Origin of the sequence: Necropsobacter massiliensis (genome assembly GCF_000827595.2) — a bacterium.
Taxonomy (GTDB): Bacteria; Pseudomonadota; Gammaproteobacteria; order Enterobacterales; family Pasteurellaceae; genus Necropsobacter; species Necropsobacter massiliensis.
On record NZ_LN776186.1, the window covers coordinates 102236 to 119478 of the forward strand.

Genomic DNA, 17243 nt, shown 5'->3' on the forward strand with positions numbered 1-17243 from the left:
GCCTTTGAATGGGTTCATGTGCAGCTCCATCAGCAAAAGGGGATGATAAGTTTATCACCACCGACTATTTGCAACAGTGCCCTGTTTAGAGTACTATATGCGCCTGCAACAGTGGGCCACCGAAAATATTAAAAAACTGCTTTATCTCGCGGGGGATGACGCGGTGATTAATTACGGGAAAATGCGGCTGGAATTTTTGCAGAAAGCACTGGCGCAGGATACCTCCGGTGACTTCTGCTTTCGTGTGCTGCATCCGGAAGTGTCTGGCCCGCCGGATATGAAAAAGGCTTCCGCCGGGTACCGTGACTTTATTATCGGTAACAGAGCGTTGCTGGATCTGGTGAATTCAGCCGGTGAAGGGGCTCCGGTTGCGCATTATTCCGCTGATGAAATTCAGTCATTATTTTCGGCACAAATACAGGGGTCGGTGGATAAATACGGCGATAGTTTCCTGACGGATGATCCGTATGTGCTGGCGGAAGACAAGCTGCAAACCTGTCAGATGGAAATTGATTTAATGGCGGATGTGCTGAGAGCACCGCCCCGTGAATCCGCAGAACTGATCCGCTATGTATTTGCGGATGAGTGGCCGGAATAAATAAAACCGGGCTTAATACAGATTAAGCCCGTATCGGGTATTATTACTGAATACCAGACAGCTTACGGAGGACGGAATGTTACCCATTGAGACAACCAGACTGCCTTCTGATTATTAATATTTTTCACTATTAATCAGAAGGAATAACCATGAATTTTACCCGGATTGACCTGAATACCTGGAATCGCAGGGAACATTTTGCCCTTTATCGTCAGCAGATTAAATGCGGATTCAGCCTGACCACCAAACTCGATATTACCGCTTTGCGTACTGCACTGGCGAAAACCGGTTATAAGTTTTATCCGCTGATGATTTACCTGATCTCCCGGGCTGTTAATCAGTTTCCGGAGTTCCGGATGGCAATGAAAGATAATGAACTGATTTACTGGGAACAGTCAGACCCGGTCTTTACTGTCTTTCATAAAGAAACCGAAACATTCTCCGCACTGTCCTGCCGTTATTTTCCGGATCTCAGTGAGTTTATGGCGGGTTATAACGCGGTAACAGCAGAATATCAGCATGATACCAGGTTGTTTCCGCAGGGAAATTTACCGGAGAATCACCTGAATATATCATCGTTACCCTGGGTGAGTTTTGACGGATTTAATCTGAATATCACCGGAAATGATGATTATTTTTCCCCGGTTTTTACAATGGCAAAGTTTCAGCAGGAAGGTGACCGCGTACTATTACCTGTTTCTGTACAGGTTCATCATGCAGTCTGTGATGGTTTTCATGCAGCAAGGTTTATCAATACACTTCAGCTGATGTGTGATAACATACTGAAATAAATTAATTAATTCTGTATTTAAGCCACCGTATCCGGCAGGATTGGTGGCTTTTTTTTATATTTTAACCGTAATCTGTAATTTCGTTTCAGAAGGCACTGTTGCAAAGTTAGCGATGAGGCAGCCTTTTGTCTTATTCAAAGGCCTTACATTTCAAAAACTCTGCTTACCAGGCGCATTTCGCCCAGGGGATCACCATAATAAAATGCTGAGGCCTGGCCTTTGCGTAGTGCACGCATCACCTCAATACCTTTGATGGTGGCGTAAGCCGTCTTCATGGATTTAAATCCCAGCGTGGCGCCGATTATCCGTTTCAGTTTGCCATGATCGCATTCAATCACGTTGTTCCGGTACTTAATCTGTCGGTGTTCAACGTCAGACGGGCACCGGCCTTCGCGTTTGAGCAGAGCAAGCGCGCGACCATAGGCGGGCGCTTTATCCGTGTTGATGAATCGCGGGATCTGCCACTTCTTCACGTTGTTGAGGATTTTACCCAGAAACCGGTATGCAGCTTTGCTGTTACGACGGGAGGAGAGATAAAAATCGACAGTGCGGCCCCGGCTGTCGACGGCCCGGTACAGATACGCCCAGCGGCCATTGACCTTCACGTAGGTTTCATCCATGTGCCACGGGCAAAGATCGGAAGGGTTACGCCAGTACCAGCGCAGCCGTTTTTCCATTTCAGGCGCATAACGCTGAACCCAGCGGTAAATCGTGGAGTGATCGACATTCACTCCGCGTTCAGCCAGCATCTCCTGCAGCTCACGGTAACTGATGCCGTATTTGCAGTACCAGCGTACGGCCCACAGAATGATGTCACGCTGAAAATGCCGGCCTTTGAATGGGTTCATGTGCAGCTCCATCAGCAAAAGGGGATGATAAGTTTATCACCACCGACTATTTGCAACAGTGCCTGTTTTTTTATTGATTTCCGCAAAAAGTCCACCGTTAAACTCATCGTTTACGGCATCAAACTCGGCGGCATAACTTTCGTTTGCCGTTTTTAATAATCCTGCCGCGTCGCCAATGTTAATCACGCCAAATTTTGTGCCATTTTCGCCAATGGACAACGCCAATTCGCCGTCTGACTTTTTCAAATGCGTTAAACGCAATCTTGCTAAATGTGTGGTCGCGAAAATTTTGCTCAACATATCTTGATAAAGCGCGTTGATGTCGTCTGAAAAATGCAAAAGCGGCGTAAATCGTCCTTTAAAAATGTGCTCATTTTTCTCGTTCAAAAGCTGGGCATTATCCAAAATTAACTCACGCAACCATTTTTGTACGGTTTCAGGTTCATTCACAAAGAAAGCCAACTGGCGAACTACTTTTAATACATCGCTGTTATCATCCGATACTTTATTCCCCACAAACACTAAAAGTGGCTTTTCAATTTGCCACTCAGCAAGTGCTTTTTTATGCGTTTCAAACAGATAAAGCTGCTGGTAAAACGACAGCAAACTTGCCACAAAATACAGCGGTAAATTGTCATCAAAGCCCTGTTTTTTCATATTTAAAATCAGGCTTTCCTTGCCGTAGCCGTCGGCATAAAAATACTTGTAGGAATAATCAAACAACACCGATTTGGCATAGGTTTCCAACACGGCTTTGGTGCGGATTTTTGCCATTTCCAGCTCGTCTAATTCCAATTTCGCTAAATCTTCTTCCGACAAACCTTTTAAGCTGCCTTTGTTAAACAATAATTTGGCTTTGGCTTTTTGCCGTTCTTCTCTCTCGCCTGCAATGGTTTTGCCTTTTGCCACCGCTTGCCCCAGCGTTGCCGAATACTCAAAAGCAAAACCGCCTTTTACCAAGGCTTCACGCCGCAACAGCCACTGTTCGCCTGATGTGCCGCGATGTCCTTCGTCTACCAACACCAAATTATTGCCGTCAAAGGCTTCGGTTGAAACGGTTTTTTCGCCTGATTTCTCCGCCAATTTATTAACGTCAATAATTTCCACCGTTAAACCCATGCCCACATTATCGTTGGCATAATTAAACTGCATTTGACTGCTCTGATTTTTATCAAAAAGCATGGCTGAAAAACCTGAAAGCTGCAATTCCGCTAAATGCTGCTGGCTTAAACCTTCGTTTGGTGTGAGCAAAATCACTTTATCGGGGCGATTTTGCTGGTTAAGCGGTCTCATTTGCCCAAAAAAGTGCAAATATTGCAAAATATTGACGTGCATCAGCAATGTTTTACCGCTGCCTGTAGCGTTCCAAAAAGCGATTTTATTTAAGCTCTCCAAGCGATAATCTTCAAAATTCAACGCCGCTTTTTCACCTTTTTCTTGGGCATATTTTTTGAGTTCTGCATTTAAGGCATTTAATAAATCGTCTTTTTTGTTGAAATACCAATCTAAATAAATTTCGGTAAACAGCAGCGATAAATATTGAAAATATTTTGGACGCAAAACATCGCCGCTTTCGCGGTTGCGTTTTTCAGTGATTTTTTGCCAATAATTCACAATGCGTAAATCGTATTCGGCAAAATCCGCTTCGCTAAAAAGATTTTCCGTGCCAAAAAACAAGACATTACTTAAATGATGAAAATATTGGCTGTGTCCGTCTTGTGCGGTAAATTCGCCGTTTTCCGCCGTTGCCATTTGTGTTTTAAATTCTGCCAACGTTTTTTTGCCAAATAGCGAAAACAGCCAGCGATTTAAAATTAAATGCTGGTCAAAATGGAAGGTTTTGTTTTTTGCCATTTTTACGCCTCCGCAAACATACGTGCTAAAAATTCTGCTTCAATGCTTAGGATTTTTAGGCTGCCACTTTTCTCGCCGTCCCACGCCGTTTCTAAACAATGGTCGCCGTTTAAATAAATTTGGGCATATTCGCAATCGGCAGGGTTAATCGCACGTTTGGCAAAGAATTTTTCCAATTCGTCATAACCCACACGCTCTACATCACGCCAAAAAATAAGCGTTTTTTTGTCCTCACTTTTTCCGTTTAAATGACATTCAATCGCCACAAAACCTTTTTCTTCGCGTTTATCGTCAATATCCAACACATTTGCGCCGATTAAATAATTAAAGGTTTCAACCAAATCAATGCGTTGAAATACAAATGCCCCTGCACTGTTTTGGCTAATTTTGAGCTGATAATCAAACGGTTTTTCAAAATGCGAAAGATTAAGCAAGCTGCCTTGGCTTTCAATATTGAGCATATAGTTCAGCAAATAATCTTGTTGAGCGGTTTCGGGTAGCTCATCAAATAAGCCTTTGCGTTGTAAAGCTAAATTATTCAGCGTGTCTTCATAGCTTTCTAATTTTAAAATTTTCACGATTTGCGGCACGCCGTTGAAGCTACCCGAATTTGCAGATTTTTCACTAGAAGCGACCGTTTGCGGCTTGCCATCTTTCCAGTTTTCACTAAAAATCACTTTTTGCACACGGGGTTTTAACACCGTGTCAAAATATTCACCCTGCTCCACCAAAATATAACGGCGATTGCCGCTATCTTCACGGTTCAGATTAATCACGGCGTGGGCGGTTGTGCCAGAGCCTGCGAAGTAGTCTAGGATTACGTCGGTTTTGTTTGTAGAATAATCTGTTAGTTTTTGCACAAATAATGTTGGTTTTGGATAATCAAATTTACCTTCCACAAATAAGTGATTTAATTCTGTTGTTGCAGCAGAATTCATATATTCATTATTTGTTGAAAATAATGTGCCAATTGGGTCAAAATCACTCGTCAAATTTTCTGCATATCTTTTAAAGATAAATCCGCGATGTTTTTTATTATATTCTTTCTTAAATTTTATTCGCCCACTCTGAATATATTTTTCCATTGTTTCCTTTGAAAAAGCCCAATATCTTCCTTTTGGTGGATAATCTTCCAACCCAGTATAAGGGTTCTTGATAGGAAAGTATGTTGTTTCTCCCCCACTTTTTGCACTTGGGTCGCCAGATATCCAATCTCCATTTGGATCGTTATCAGGATTAGAATAACCAGCCAACGTTTTTTCTTCTCCTTTCATTTTCAAAGAATTTTTATCAATACAGTGAATAAGCAAATACTCGTGCTGAATATTTAAACCATTGCCATCATCACCAGTCATTGATTTTGTTTTTCTAATAAAATGTCCAATACTATTTTTATAAGAAAAAACATCATCTGAAATTAATTTCAATCTTGCTTGCTCATTATCATCAATACTTTGAAAAATCACACCAGTTTGATTTAAAAGCGGTTTAGCTAATTGAAGGCGAGAATGAATAAGGCTAGCCCAAGTAGAGCTTGGATAACCATCTTTATAAATAAATTTTCCTTTTGTTCTATCATCTTCCGTATTATACGGCGGGTCAATATAAATACATTTCACTTGGTTTTGATATTTCGCTTGCAATAAATTTAAGGCTTGGAAATTATCAGAATGGATTAATGTGCCATTGATTTGGCTTTCAAAATCATCGCCAAAATGGATAGAAAGGGCTGAAAGGAGTGTGGATTGGAAACGCCCTGAAAAGAGAGAGGTATCAACCGTTAAAAAGCATAAATTTTCGTAAGTTATTGATTTTAAAGGACTTTGCCCCCCCCGCAAGGGTTTTCGCTTCATTGAAAAAGGCATTAGCCTCGTTGGCAGACACATTAAACAGCGTTTGCCATTGGGAAAGTTGTTTTTCATTGCCTGCAATTTCATCTAAAAAATCCACCGCTTGCGGCAATGCCAAAATATGATTAAGCGTAATCAAATAATGATGATTCGCCACAAATTTCTTTTTCAACCATAATTTCTTTTGGAAGTTTTCTAATTGTGCTAAAAATTTAATTAAATCTTGGGCAATTTCTCGCAAAGTTTGAATTAAACGCAAATTTTGCTCAATATGGCGAAAATCATTTACCGTTTGCAATTCGTCTAAATTCATCACTTCATTTTTAATATAAAAATCTAATTCACGATTTAAAAAACCGCCTAAATCTTTATGAATAAAATAATCGGCACTGTTTTTTTGCGTGTAATCAGATAAATGTTTTTCCAAAATGGTGCGGTTTGGATTATTTTCCGTTGGCTGTTTTTCGCTTAATGCTTGCCAATTGGTTTGCACCAATTCATCTGCAAAAATAGCAGCCAAATCCACTTCCAAGATTTTTTCTTGCTTGGCGGATTTTTCAAAAGGTTTGTAGTCAAACAAAATCACCAATTCTTGCCCATTTTCCGATTGCAAAATCGGCTGAATGCTTTGCGTGTAGCAATTGCCCTCTTCATCTTCTTTTTCAATGGTTTGTGCCGTTGCCAGCGTAAACAAACGTTTATCATTGTTGTCTTTGCGATTATCTTTCGCCACATCCGCCGCATTTAAACGGAAAAAAACCGTTCTGCAGTCTGCTAATTGAAAACGGTAGTTGCTGAAATTCTCGCCCGATTTGGTGTAATACTGGTCTTTGTTCGCCCAATGCAACAACACTTCTTCGCCTGCATACGGAATGGCGTAAGTATCGCCCTTATAACGGCGTTGGCTGATAAAATCGCCTTCTTCGTAATAACGGCTAAAAAAGGTGAGCAAATGGCGATAAACCGCTGTTTCCATATCGCCGCCTGATTGTTTGGCATCACTAATTTTGGCAGTTAATTCTTGATATTTCGCACTGCTTTCAAACGGCACACCAGCCGCTTGCAGCGTATTTTCCAGCTGTTTTAATTCTTCTTGCCAGCCGTTTGCCTGTTCGTTGTTTTGTTCGCTCAATGCTTGACGCACTTTCTGCGGCAAAGCCTCTGAAAGATAACGCTCAATTTCGCTTGAACGGGTGTTTAAAATACGATAAATCCCAAAATCCAAATCGGCACGGTTGATTTGGAAAATTTCTTTGAGTTTGGTGGTGAGTTCTTTGAGTTGGCGCATAATCTGTCTCATTTTGATGATAAATTGAGACAGATTATAGCAGTTTATTCGGTTGTTTTTGAAGGCAAATCGGGATTTAAGCGATAAAGATAAAAAGGCGTTTGTCCAAGTTGCAAGAAGACATTTGAAATTGAGCAGATAGAAGCTGATCACCTGAAACCGTGGTCGCAAGGCGAAAAAACTGACCTTTCAAACGATCAAATGCTTTGCAAACACTGCAACTGAAGAAATCGGATAATTAACTTTCGTAAGTTATCTGGCAGTTTTTACTAAAAACTGTGATCCACTTCAAAAATATTTAATTTTGATAATAATTATCATTTGTAAAGTGACATTAAAATCTTTAAAATAGCGCGGTTTTTATATTTTGGGGTCTTAAAAGGATTTATTTATGCCTTGTGATCAAGCAAAGCTATTTAAAATTTCAATAATAACAATTGCAATTTGGGGTTACAGCGCCGCAGCCTTTAGTCAAACAGCGGAAAAAGATGGCGCCGCACTGGAAACGATTTATGTGAATGATAATGGGCAACAGCATAGTATTCGTGAACAGAATATCGGTGAAATTAACAAAACGGCAAAAACGCTGGCAAAACAACAGGTGCAGGATAGCCGTGATTTAGTGCGTTATGAAACGGGAGTCAGTGTTGTAGAAAGCGGGCGTTTCGGCAGCAGCGGTTATGCTATTCGCGGCGTAGATGAAAACCGAGTGGCGATTACCGTTGACGGTCTGCATCAGGCGGAAACCTTGTCTTCGCAGGGGTTTAAAGAACTGTTTGAAGGCTACGGCAATTTTAACAATACGCGTAATTCGGTGGAAATTGAAACCTTAAAGCAGGTTGCTATTAGCAAAGGCGCAAATTCCGTTAAAGCAGGAAGCGGTGCGTTGGGCGGCGCAGTGATGTTTGAAACCAAAGACGCAAGAGATTTTCTGCTCGATAAAGATTATTACGTCGGCTACAAAACCGGTTATACCACCAGAGATAATCAACGCCTGAACGCTTTAACGCTAGCGGGGCGCTATAAATGGTTTGACGCGTTGGTGATTAAAGCGAAACGCAAAGGGCATGAGCTGGAAAATTACGATTATAAATATGCCGAAGAAATTAAAGGAAAATTAAGGGAAAAAACCGATCCTTATACGATTGAAAAAGACAGTACATTATTAAAATTTTCCGTTTCTCCGAATGAAAATCATCGTTTTACCGTGGGCGCGGATTTGATTTGTATGAGAACCGTAGTCGCGGGCATGATTTTTCCTATAATCTGAATAAGGCGAAAACCATTGATTTTGATACCGAAGACTTGCGTCGAACCAATGATAAAAGTAAGCGCAAACATTATTTCGTCAGCTATGAAAATTATGCCGCTAATTTTTTCTGGGACACGTTAAAAATCAGTTATTCCGATCAATTTATTAAAAACCGTGCCAGAACCGATGAATATTGCGACGGTTCGCATTGTGAAGAAAACCGCAATCCGGTGGGATTACAGCTGAAAAACGGCAAAATCGTTGATGCCAACGGTGATCCGGTGCGCACCAAGATCATTGACGGTAAAGAAGAAATTGTTGATAGAAACGGCAATCCGTTTCCTTATTATGGCTTGGGAGACAAGACAAAAAGCAGTTTCAAACGCCAGAGTTTAAATAGTTTTTGGTTTGATTGTTCGCTATTCGATTGTAACTCGCCGCTTATTGCCGATCGGAGAATCGGCTGGACCGACAATTATGAAAAAGTCCCGCTGAATTTAGATAAAAAATATACTGATCCAAATACTGGAAAAACTTTCGCTTCTTCTTCAGAAGCCAGCTGGAAAGATACGATTATCGTGCCGAACAGCAAAGGTTATCTCGGTCGTTTATGGCAGGAGCGTGATTTAGATACTAAATCTCGCCAAATCAATCTTGATTTAACCAAAAATTTTATCCTTTTCGGTTCCGAACATCATGTGCAATATGGCGGTGTTTATAACCGTACAAAAAAACAAATGGTTAATCAAGCAGGACATGATGCTACGGAAGCCAGATGGTGGACGGAACAGTCTCTCGGTCTGGACTGGAACGGCAAGCTAAGAGAGTGTGGTTATAGTACAAATAGTTATCTTTGTCCGAAAACCGATCCGAAATTTTCGTTCCTGTTGCCGGTTAAGTCGAAAAACGGTGCGTTATATTTTATCGATAAAATTAAGCTGAACGATTATATCGGTTTTGATGTCGGTTATCGTTATGATCATATTAAATATCAGCCGAATTATATTCCGGGTGTTACGCCGAAATTACCGGATGATATGGTTAAAGATCTGTACATTCCTCTGCCGCCAGGCGAGAAAAACTGGATGGGAAGCTATGATCCGCCGAGTGAAGAAATTCAACGCCAGAATGCCATTGATAATATCAATTACATTGCACAGCGGAAAAAATTTAAAGCGCATTCTTATGATTTAACCACGACCTTGGATCCGCTTGATTTCTTGCGCCTACAGGCGAGATATTCAAAAGGGTTTAGAGCGCCGACACAAGATGAAATTTATTTCACCTTTAAGCACCCGGACTTTACGATTTTGCCGAATTTGCATTTGGAGCCTGAAATTGCGCGTACCCGCGAAATTGCGCTGACGCTGCATAAAGATGAACTGGGCTTTATTTCCGCCAGTTTCTTTAGAACCAAATATCAGAATTTTATCGATTTGGTTTATTTGGGGCAGAAAAATTACAAAATCACCAATGGTGGCAGCACCATACCGTTTTCACTGTACCAAAATAAAAACCGCCAAAATGCGGTGGTGAACGGTTTTGAAGTGCAATCCGAACTGCAATTGGGGAAATTTTTGACCGCACTTGAAGGGTTGCATGTGAGTTATAAATACACTTATCAGAAAGGTCGAATGGAAGGCAAAATTCCGATGAATGCGATTCAACCGCGTACCAGCGTGTACGGTTTAGGCTATCAGCATCCGGATGATCTTTTTGGTGTGGATATCTTTGTTACCCATGTGGGGCGCAAAAACAAAGAAGATACCTATAACATGTATCACAAAGAGGACGGCTCAAAAGACAGTTATCTGAAATGGCGTAGCGACGCTTACACCATGATCGATTTGATTGGTTACTATAAACCGATTAAAAACCTGACATTACAGGCTGGCGTTTATAATTTAACCGATCGTAAATATATTACTTGGGAATCGGCGCGTTCAATTAAGCCGTTCGGTACCAGCAACTTGATTGATCAAACCACCGGCAGAGGAATTAACCGTTTTTACTCGCCGGGTAGGAATTTCAGGTTAAGTGCTGAAATCGAATTTTAATCCGTTGATATTTTTTAACCGACTTGAGTGATGTTTCATCACTCAAGTTTTCTTATTTTCAATCGTAGCAGTAAGGAAATCATTTTATGATGATCGATAAGCGATTAATTAACACTGTCCCCGACAGCAAAAAATGGATTGCCATAACGGTGCTGTGGAACTGGTTGGCATTGCTCGGTGGCATCGTTAGTGCGGTGGCGTTTGCCCTGTGTTTACAAAATGCCTGGACGCATAGTTTAAGCCTAAAAAGTGCGGTGATTTTTGCGACAGTTTTAATTGCGGCGCTGATCTTGCGTGCATTTGCCGGGAAAATGGCAGTAAAATCTTCTTATTACGCCAGTACTCATGTTAAACATCGGCTACGCACCCTGATTTATCGCAAGCTGTCGGCGATGCCGTTAAATCAGGTTAACCAGCAATCCACCTCTTCTGTTATTCAAATCGCTTCCGAAGGTGTAGAACAGATTGAAATTTATTTCGGGCGTTATCTGCCGCAGCTGTTTTACAGCTTGCTTGCGCCCCTTACCCTGTTCGTCTTTTTGGTGTTTTTCAACCCGCCGACGGCATTGATCTTATTGCTATGTGTGCCGTTGATTCCGCTGTCGATTATTGCGGTGAATAAAATTGCCAAGCGCCTGTTAAGTAAATATTGGTCGGTCTATGTGGGGCTGGGCAGCAGTTTTCTGGATAATTTACAGGGATTGGTGACGCTGAAAATTTACCAGGATGACGATTATAAAGCCCAGCAAATGGATATTGAAGCGGAACATTTTCGCACCATTACCATGAAAGTGCTGACCATGCAGCTTAATTCCGTTTCCATTATGGATTTACTGGCTTATGGTGGTGCTGCGATAGGGATTTTAACCGCGCTGCTGCAATATCAGGACGGCAGTATAACGGTGTTTGGCGTGATTTTATTTATTTTACTTTCCGCCGAGTTTTTTATTCCGTTGCGCTTGCTGGGATCCTTTTTTCATGTGGCGATGAACGGAAAGGCGGCATCGGAGAAAATTTTCGCCTTACTGGATACGCCGTTGGCGGAAAATCCAAGTGCGGTGGATTTTCAGGCAGAAAATGAGGTATGGGTGGATATTCATGATCTGCATTTTGCCTATTCGCCGCAGAAAGCTGCGATTAACGGGCTGACGCTAACCATTGAACCGAAACAGCTGACTGTGTTTGTAGGCAAAAGCGGCTGCGGCAAATCGACGTTGGTGTCCTTATTAATGGGGTTTTATCAGCCGCAACAGGGACAAATTCAGTTTAACGGTCAATTATCTTCACAGCTGAAGCGCGAATCGTTTTACCGCCATGTGTCGTTGGTCAGTCATAACAGCTATGTGTTTAAAGGATCACTGCGGGAAAATATGCTGATGGCAAAACCTGCAGCGACCGATGACCAGATTTATCAAGCGCTGGAACAGGTGAATTTAGCCGATTTTGTGCGTGAAAACGGCGGTTTGGATATGCCGTTGCTCAGCCGCGGCAATAATCTGTCCGGTGGGCAGATTCAGCGTTTGGCGTTGGCACGTGCATTGCTGCATGATGCATCGCTGTATATTTTCGACGAAGCCACTAGCAATATTGATGTGGAAAGCGAAGAAATTATTTTGCATTTTATTCAGCGCTTAAAACAACACAAAACCATTGTCATGATTTCGCATCGTTTAGCCAATGCGGTGGCGGCGGATAAAATCTATGTATTACAGCAAGGCAGTTTGGCGGAGCAAGGCACGCATCCGCAACTGCTGGCGCAAAACGGACTGTATACGGAAATGTTTAATCGACAAAAACAGCTGGAAAATCTCAGAACGGAGGCAAATCATGCGTAAAAACGGCTTTGTTGTGATGTGGCATTTGCTGAAATTGGTAACGCCGCTGGCGCATATTATGAGCTTTACCGTGATTATGGGTACGCTCGGTTTTCTGGCGGCGATTTTCATTATGGTGCTGGGCGCTATGGGGCTGGTTCATTTGTTGGGGTTCGACACGCATTTCAATATTAGCCAAATTTTGACCGCACTTTTAGTGCTGGCGGCATTACGCGGCGTGCTGCGTTATCTGGAACAGATGTCCGGTCATTATATTGCTTTCAAACTGCTGGCGCTGTTGCGTGATAAAGTATTCGGCGCGCTGCGCAAACTGGCGTTCGTTAAATTGCAAGGTAAGCAAGCAGGGCAACTACTGTCGTTGGTAACCAATGATATTGAATTATTGGAAGTGTTTTATGCACATACGATTGCGCCGATTGTGATCGCATTTTTAACCTCGTTGATTTTACTGGTGGTTTTCTGCCATATTTCTGCCTGGCTTGCGTTGATCGCGCTGTTGGCGTATCTGACCGTCGGTTTTTTCCTGCCGCTGCTGACCACTAAACTGGCGCGCGACGATGGTCGCAAATACCGCGAGCTGGTGGGGGATATGAATGATTATTTTCTCGACAGTATCCGCGGTATGAAAGAGATTCAGCTCTTTGGCGATGAAAGTCGTCGTTTGAGCGAAATCCAGCGTCGCAGTCAGGCGATTGATCAGGCGTTTTTACGCATTAAACAGCAGGAAGCCAAAGTGCGGACTTATACGGAAATTGCAGTATCCGCTTTTAATATTTTGATGTTATTCGCTGCGTTGCTGCTGTTTTATCAGGCACAGATTGAATTCGGCGGGCTGCTTATTGCGGTGATCTTGCTAATGTCCAGTTACGGACCAGTGATTGCGCTGAGCAATTTATCCAATAATTTGCTGCAAACGCTGGCAAGCGGTGAGCGGGTGCTGGGTTTATTGGCGGAACAACCGACCTTGCGGGATGTCACCGACGGCAAAAATCTAACCGGCATCCAACAACTGAGCGCGCGCAATATCGGTTTTGCCTATGGCGAGGATGCGATTTTGTCCGGCGTATCGCTGCAATTAAACAAAGGACAGATTTTGGGGATTCATGGTCGCAGCGGCAGCGGAAAAAGTACTTTGTTGAAGCTGCTGATGCGGTTTTATGACCCGCAGCAGGGCGAAATTCAAATAAACGGTGAAAATCTGACCGCACTTAACACCTGTAATCTGCGCGATAATATGGCGTATATTACTCAGCAGACTTATATTTTTAACGAAACCGTTTATGAAAATATTTTGATGGCGAACCGCACTTGCAGCCGTGAACAAGTGATTGAGGCGGCGAAAAAAGCCGCCGTTCACGAATTTATTATGAGCTTGCCGGACGGTTACGACACCAAAGTAACGGAGCTTGGCAACAGCCTGTCCGACGGCGAAAAACAGCGAATCGGTATTGCGCGCGCTTTTTTGCATAACGCGCCGATTATTCTGCTTGACGAACCGACCAGTAATTTGGACAGCCTAAATGAAGCCATTATTCTGCAATCGTTGCTGAAAGCGAAAGCGGATAAACTGATTGTGCTGGTTAGCCACCGCGCTTCCACCATGGCGATTTGTGATCAGGTAATTTATATCGAAAACGGCAGAATGTCGTAATTTCTCACTTAAAACGGCAGACGGGTTCTGCAATTCTGCCGTTTTATATTTCCGCTGCAATCCTCTTTTTTGATTTAGTTTAATCTTTTGTTTAAGCAATCCTTTGCGTTTTTCGTCTGCACGCACATTTTCCTGAATAACGGTTAAAATAAGCTTCCGTATAATATAAATCCATTTATTGTTAAGGAGAAAAAATGCTAATTGAGAGTCTTGGTTATCTTGCTATGTGTTTAGTGGCAGGTTCGTTTTTTTTAAAAGATGTGGTGAAACTCAGATTTGTTAATTCTATCGGTGCCGTCTGTTTTGTGATTTACGGATTACTCATCGGTTCTTTTCCTGTGGTGGGATTAAATATTTTTGTGGTTTGCGTGAACGCCTATTATATCCGGCAAGAGCGCCGATAGCGGGATAATTGGTGCGTAATTTTACCCGTTTTGGTTTGGCTATCTTAAGCCGACGGATTATAATCGGGCTTATTTGGAGATAACAGATGAACAAAGACCTTCGATTTTATTTAATTCGGCACGGGCGCACGGTGTGGAACGAGCAAGGATTATTGCAAGGGCATGGTGATTCGCCGTTAACCGAACAAGGCGTGCAGGGCGCGCGCCTTGCCGGACAAGCACTGCGCAATGTACCTCTGGTTGCCGCCTATTCCAGTATTTTGCAGCGCACAATCGATACCGCGCGCTATATTCTGGCTGATCGTCGGGTGCCGTTGTTTCAGCATCAAGGCTTAAACGAACAGTTCTTCGGCAGCTGGGAAGGTATTGTGATTGATACCATTCGCGATACCGAGGCGTTTTGGCAGATACAGCACGATCCCGCCGCCTATACCGCAGAAATCAATCAGGGCGAAACCTATGCGCAGCTTGCTGAACGGGCGATGGGTGCGGTGCGGGATATTATTCAGGTGCATGATAAAGGCGATATTCTGCTGGTGTCTCATGGGCATACTTTGCGCTTGCTGTTGGCGCTGTTTGCCGGTTCCACTTGGCAAAATCACCGCGCCAACCAGCAAATTCCAAGTCTGGCAAACACCGCGATTAATGTAGTGCGCTATATTCAGGACGAACATGAGCAGAATGGGCGTTTTATTATTGAAAAAATCAATGATATAACCCATTTGGCATAAATAAAGTGCGGTCATTTTTGGCAATATTTTTTTATCTTAATTAATATTGAACAAAGCCAACAGCATGTTTTTTGCCTGTTTATTACGGTAATTTACCGCCTTCATTTACCATTGTGTGCAAAATAGTGAAGTGATCGTAAACTGAACTGTTCATCGTCGCTTCTTGCGTAAATTTATTGCCTTAATTGTAATAAATTATTAGTTTTTCTCTAATAGTTAATTAATTATTCGTCATCTTATCAAATGAATTTAGGTCATTATAATAACAGGCATTCTACGGGCGGTGTGGTTACCGCAAATCTTTTGTCATTTAATACGAGAAACAAATCATGAAAAACCTATTAATCATTTCAGGTCATCCGAATTTATCCCAATCTGTCGCAAATACTGTAATTTTAGGCGAATTAGCTCAGGCATTACCGCAAGCGCAAATTCGCAAGTTAGACGCGCTGTATCCGAATTATCGAATTGATGTCGCAGCAGAACAGCAAGCATTATTAGCGGCGGAGGTAATCGTATGGCAATTCCCGTTTTACTGGTATTCCATGCCGGCGCTGATGAAAAAATGGTTGGATGATGTCTTCGTGCACGGTTTCGCCCACGGCTCCGGCGCGAAACTTGCCGGTAAAAAATTACTGATTTCTTTTACCACTGGTGCACCGCACGAGGTTTATCAAAAAGACGGTGCGTTCAAACATACGGTGGCGGATTTTCTTGCCGCATTTGAAATGACGGCAGCATTGTGCGGTCTTGAATTTATCAAACCCATGTATTTAAACGGCGTTAGCTATGTGGGGCGAAATGAGCAAGCTATCGCTCGCCAGCAAACGGAAGCGAAAACTTATGCACAGGCGCTGATTGAAACCATTAAAAATTTATAATCAATATGTACTAATCAACAGGATAAAAATGCCATGCAATATTTAACGAGCAAGGTTGTGATCATTATCGACGCATCGTCCGGTATCGGCGAAGATACCGCCGATAAACTGGCACAGGCAAGGGCAAAATTGGTATTAAGCGCACGCTGCGAAGAGAAATTGAAAGCAAGTATGGCAGAAAAATAAAAGATTATTTGTATAAAACGCAAAAAAGGATTGTTCAATGGATTATTTCTCTGCCTTAACCGCTTTTCATACCGTTGCCGAAACGGGTAATTTTACTGCCGCAGCCAAACAACTTGGTGTGGCCGTGTCGTCGGTCACACGGCAAATTGACCAATTGGAACAATCCCTTGGTACGGCGTTATTTCATCGTTCCACAAGACAGATTGCATTGACCAACGCCGGCGTACTGTATTTACAGCAAACCCGCACTATTTTAGACGATCTGGATAGTGCCAATTTGGCACTGAAATTAGAGCTTGATCAACCGCAAGGCAAGCTGCGTATTACCTTTGCGCATGCTTACGGCTCAAAAGTGCTTGCGCCGATATTGGCAGAGTTTGCCCGTCAATATCCTAAAATTCAACTAGAGGTGTACGGCTCGGACGAATATGTAGATTTGCAAGCGGAGCGTTTCGATTTAGCCGTGCGCTTAGGTAAGATAAATGATGATAATTTGATTGCTAAATTTATCGCACCGCAGCAACGGTTGCTTTGCGCCAGTCCGGATTATCTCGCTCGCAAAGGCACACCGCAAACGCCCGATGCGCTGTCACATCACAATTGCTTGTTATACAGCTATCGCGGCTATGTGCAGAAATGGTTTTTCAGACAGCCGGAACGTCCGATACAGGCGGTGAACGTAAAAGGCAATTTGCTTGGCAACAGCACCGATATTCTGCGTGAATACGCGCTGGCGGGGATCGGTATTGCGCATTTACCCGATTGGCTGGTAGCGGAGGAATTGGCGGAAGGAAAACTGATTAATTTGCTGTCCGACTGGCAAATTCAGCCCTCCGCCACCACCGAAGAGGATGCCATCCATTTGCTTTATTCAGCAAACAGCCGTCAAATTGTAAAAATCGGCGTACTGGCACGGTTTTTAATGGAACGTTTGGCAAAGAAGGCATAAAAAGTGCGGTCGGTTTTCACTGAGTTTTCGGTATGATTAAGTATAAAATTAAGGATCGGATTTTATTA

13 protein-coding genes and 2 pseudogenes are annotated in these 17243 nt (G+C 42.7%); 11 read left to right on the forward strand and 4 right to left on the reverse strand.

Annotated elements, in window-relative coordinates:
* The first annotated feature begins 97 nt into the window (after positions 1 to 97).
* Together BN3349_RS07540 and BN3349_RS07545 are read left to right on the forward strand one after the other, a co-directional pair.
* Positions 98 to 598 (forward strand): hypothetical protein, encoded by a 501-nt coding sequence (locus BN3349_RS07540; protein WP_001239317.1) that lies wholly within the window; start codon positions 98 to 100, stop codon positions 596 to 598.
* 149 nt (positions 599 to 747) lie between these two features.
* A complete protein-coding gene (locus BN3349_RS07545; protein WP_001011939.1) occupies positions 748 to 1389 on the forward strand; it encodes a type A-2 chloramphenicol O-acetyltransferase CatII in 642 nt (213 codons plus the stop codon).
* Positions 1390 to 1532: 143 nt separating this feature from the next.
* Here the strand turns inward: BN3349_RS07545 and BN3349_RS07555 are convergent, their stop codons facing one another.
* The 4 genes from BN3349_RS07555 to BN3349_RS12230 are packed head-to-tail and all read right to left on the reverse strand — an operon-like array spanning position 1533 to position 7241.
* Positions 1533 to 2237, reverse strand: a complete 705-nt coding sequence (locus BN3349_RS07555) for an IS6-like element IS26 family transposase (RefSeq protein WP_001067855.1) — start codon at positions 2235 to 2237, stop codon at positions 1533 to 1535.
* Between the two features lie 36 nt (positions 2238 to 2273).
* Positions 2274 to 4091 (reverse strand): DEAD/DEAH box helicase family protein, encoded by a 1818-nt coding sequence (locus BN3349_RS07560; RefSeq protein WP_082024892.1) that lies wholly within the window; start codon positions 4089 to 4091, stop codon positions 2274 to 2276.
* 2 nt (positions 4092 to 4093) lie between these two features.
* Positions 4094 to 5977 carry a site-specific DNA-methyltransferase gene (locus BN3349_RS07565; RefSeq protein WP_306456852.1) on the reverse strand — a complete coding sequence of 628 codons (1884 nt, stop codon included), beginning with the start codon at positions 5975 to 5977 and terminating at the stop codon, positions 4094 to 4096.
* On the reverse strand, positions 5865 to 7241 hold the full coding sequence (locus BN3349_RS12230; RefSeq protein WP_245853768.1) for a restriction endonuclease subunit M: 1377 nt from the start codon (positions 7239 to 7241) through the stop codon (positions 5865 to 5867). The genes BN3349_RS07565 and BN3349_RS12230 overlap by 113 nt, the downstream gene beginning before the upstream one ends.
* A 102-nt stretch (positions 7242 to 7343) precedes the next feature.
* Here BN3349_RS12230 and BN3349_RS12285 point away from each other — a divergent pair.
* The 9 genes and pseudogenes from BN3349_RS12285 to BN3349_RS07605 all read left to right on the forward strand — a co-directional run.
* Positions 7344 to 7454, forward strand: a pseudogene (locus BN3349_RS12285) (HNH endonuclease); the annotation flags it as partial.
* A gap of 166 nt (positions 7455 to 7620) precedes the next feature.
* Positions 7621 to 10538 (forward strand): annotated as a pseudogene (locus tag BN3349_RS07575) (TonB-dependent hemoglobin/transferrin/lactoferrin family receptor).
* Positions 10539 to 10624: 86 nt separating this feature from the next.
* Positions 10625 to 12373, forward strand: coding sequence for an ABC transporter ATP-binding protein/permease (locus tag BN3349_RS07580; RefSeq protein ID WP_040976735.1), 1749 nt, complete (start codon positions 10625 to 10627; stop codon positions 12371 to 12373).
* Positions 12366 to 14024, forward strand: a complete 1659-nt coding sequence (locus BN3349_RS07585) for an amino acid ABC transporter ATP-binding/permease protein (RefSeq protein ID WP_040976736.1) — start codon at positions 12366 to 12368, stop codon at positions 14022 to 14024. Before BN3349_RS07580 ends, BN3349_RS07585 begins: the two co-directional genes overlap by 8 nt.
* 194 nt (positions 14025 to 14218) lie before the next feature.
* The gene (locus BN3349_RS07590; RefSeq protein WP_040976737.1) at positions 14219 to 14428 is read left to right on the forward strand and encodes a YgjV family protein; all 210 of its coding nucleotides are present in this window, start codon (positions 14219 to 14221) and stop codon (positions 14426 to 14428) included.
* A gap of 86 nt (positions 14429 to 14514) precedes the next feature.
* Positions 14515 to 15159, forward strand: coding sequence for a histidine phosphatase family protein (locus tag BN3349_RS07595; protein WP_040976738.1), 645 nt, complete (start codon positions 14515 to 14517; stop codon positions 15157 to 15159).
* Between the two features lie 329 nt (positions 15160 to 15488).
* A complete protein-coding gene (locus BN3349_RS07600) occupies positions 15489 to 16040 on the forward strand; it encodes an NAD(P)H-dependent oxidoreductase (RefSeq protein ID WP_032107882.1) in 552 nt (183 codons plus the stop codon).
* A gap of 33 nt (positions 16041 to 16073) precedes the next feature.
* Complete coding sequence (locus BN3349_RS11975; RefSeq protein ID WP_143933748.1) at positions 16074 to 16226, forward strand: SDR family NAD(P)-dependent oxidoreductase; 153 nt, start codon at positions 16074 to 16076, stop codon at positions 16224 to 16226.
* A 37-nt stretch (positions 16227 to 16263) separates the two neighbouring features.
* Positions 16264 to 17175, forward strand: a complete 912-nt coding sequence (locus tag BN3349_RS07605) for a LysR family transcriptional regulator (RefSeq protein ID WP_040976739.1) — start codon at positions 16264 to 16266, stop codon at positions 17173 to 17175.
* The last annotated feature ends 68 nt before the right edge of the window (positions 17176 to 17243 follow it).

Excerpts from the sequence above, each read along its gene's own strand:
- BN3349_RS07540 (WP_001239317.1), top strand. The coding sequence starts at position 98 with ATGCGCCTGCAACAGTGGGCCACCGAAAATATTAAAAAACTGCTTTAT.
- BN3349_RS07545 (WP_001011939.1), top strand. The coding sequence starts at position 748 with ATGAATTTTACCCGGATTGACCTGAATACCTGGAATCGCAGGGAACAT.
- BN3349_RS07555 (WP_001067855.1), bottom strand. The coding sequence starts at position 2,237 with ATGAACCCATTCAAAGGCCGGCATTTTCAGCGTGACATCATTCTGTGG.
- BN3349_RS07560 (WP_082024892.1), bottom strand. The coding sequence starts at position 4,091 with ATGGCAAAAAACAAAACCTTCCATTTTGACCAGCATTTAATTTTAAAT.
- BN3349_RS07565 (WP_306456852.1), bottom strand. The coding sequence starts at position 5,977 with ATGTGTCTGCCAACGAGGCTAATGCCTTTTTCAATGAAGCGAAAACCC.
- BN3349_RS12230 (WP_245853768.1), bottom strand. The coding sequence starts at position 7,241 with ATGAGACAGATTATGCGCCAACTCAAAGAACTCACCACCAAACTCAAA.
- BN3349_RS07580 (WP_040976735.1), top strand. The coding sequence starts at position 10,625 with ATGATGATCGATAAGCGATTAATTAACACTGTCCCCGACAGCAAAAAA.
- BN3349_RS07585 (WP_040976736.1), top strand. The coding sequence starts at position 12,366 with ATGCGTAAAAACGGCTTTGTTGTGATGTGGCATTTGCTGAAATTGGTA.
- BN3349_RS07590 (WP_040976737.1), top strand. The coding sequence starts at position 14,219 with ATGCTAATTGAGAGTCTTGGTTATCTTGCTATGTGTTTAGTGGCAGGT.
- BN3349_RS07595 (WP_040976738.1), top strand. The coding sequence starts at position 14,515 with ATGAACAAAGACCTTCGATTTTATTTAATTCGGCACGGGCGCACGGTG.
- BN3349_RS07600 (WP_032107882.1), top strand. The coding sequence starts at position 15,489 with ATGAAAAACCTATTAATCATTTCAGGTCATCCGAATTTATCCCAATCT.
- BN3349_RS11975 (WP_143933748.1), top strand. The coding sequence starts at position 16,074 with ATGCAATATTTAACGAGCAAGGTTGTGATCATTATCGACGCATCGTCC.
- BN3349_RS07605 (WP_040976739.1), top strand. The coding sequence starts at position 16,264 with ATGGATTATTTCTCTGCCTTAACCGCTTTTCATACCGTTGCCGAAACG.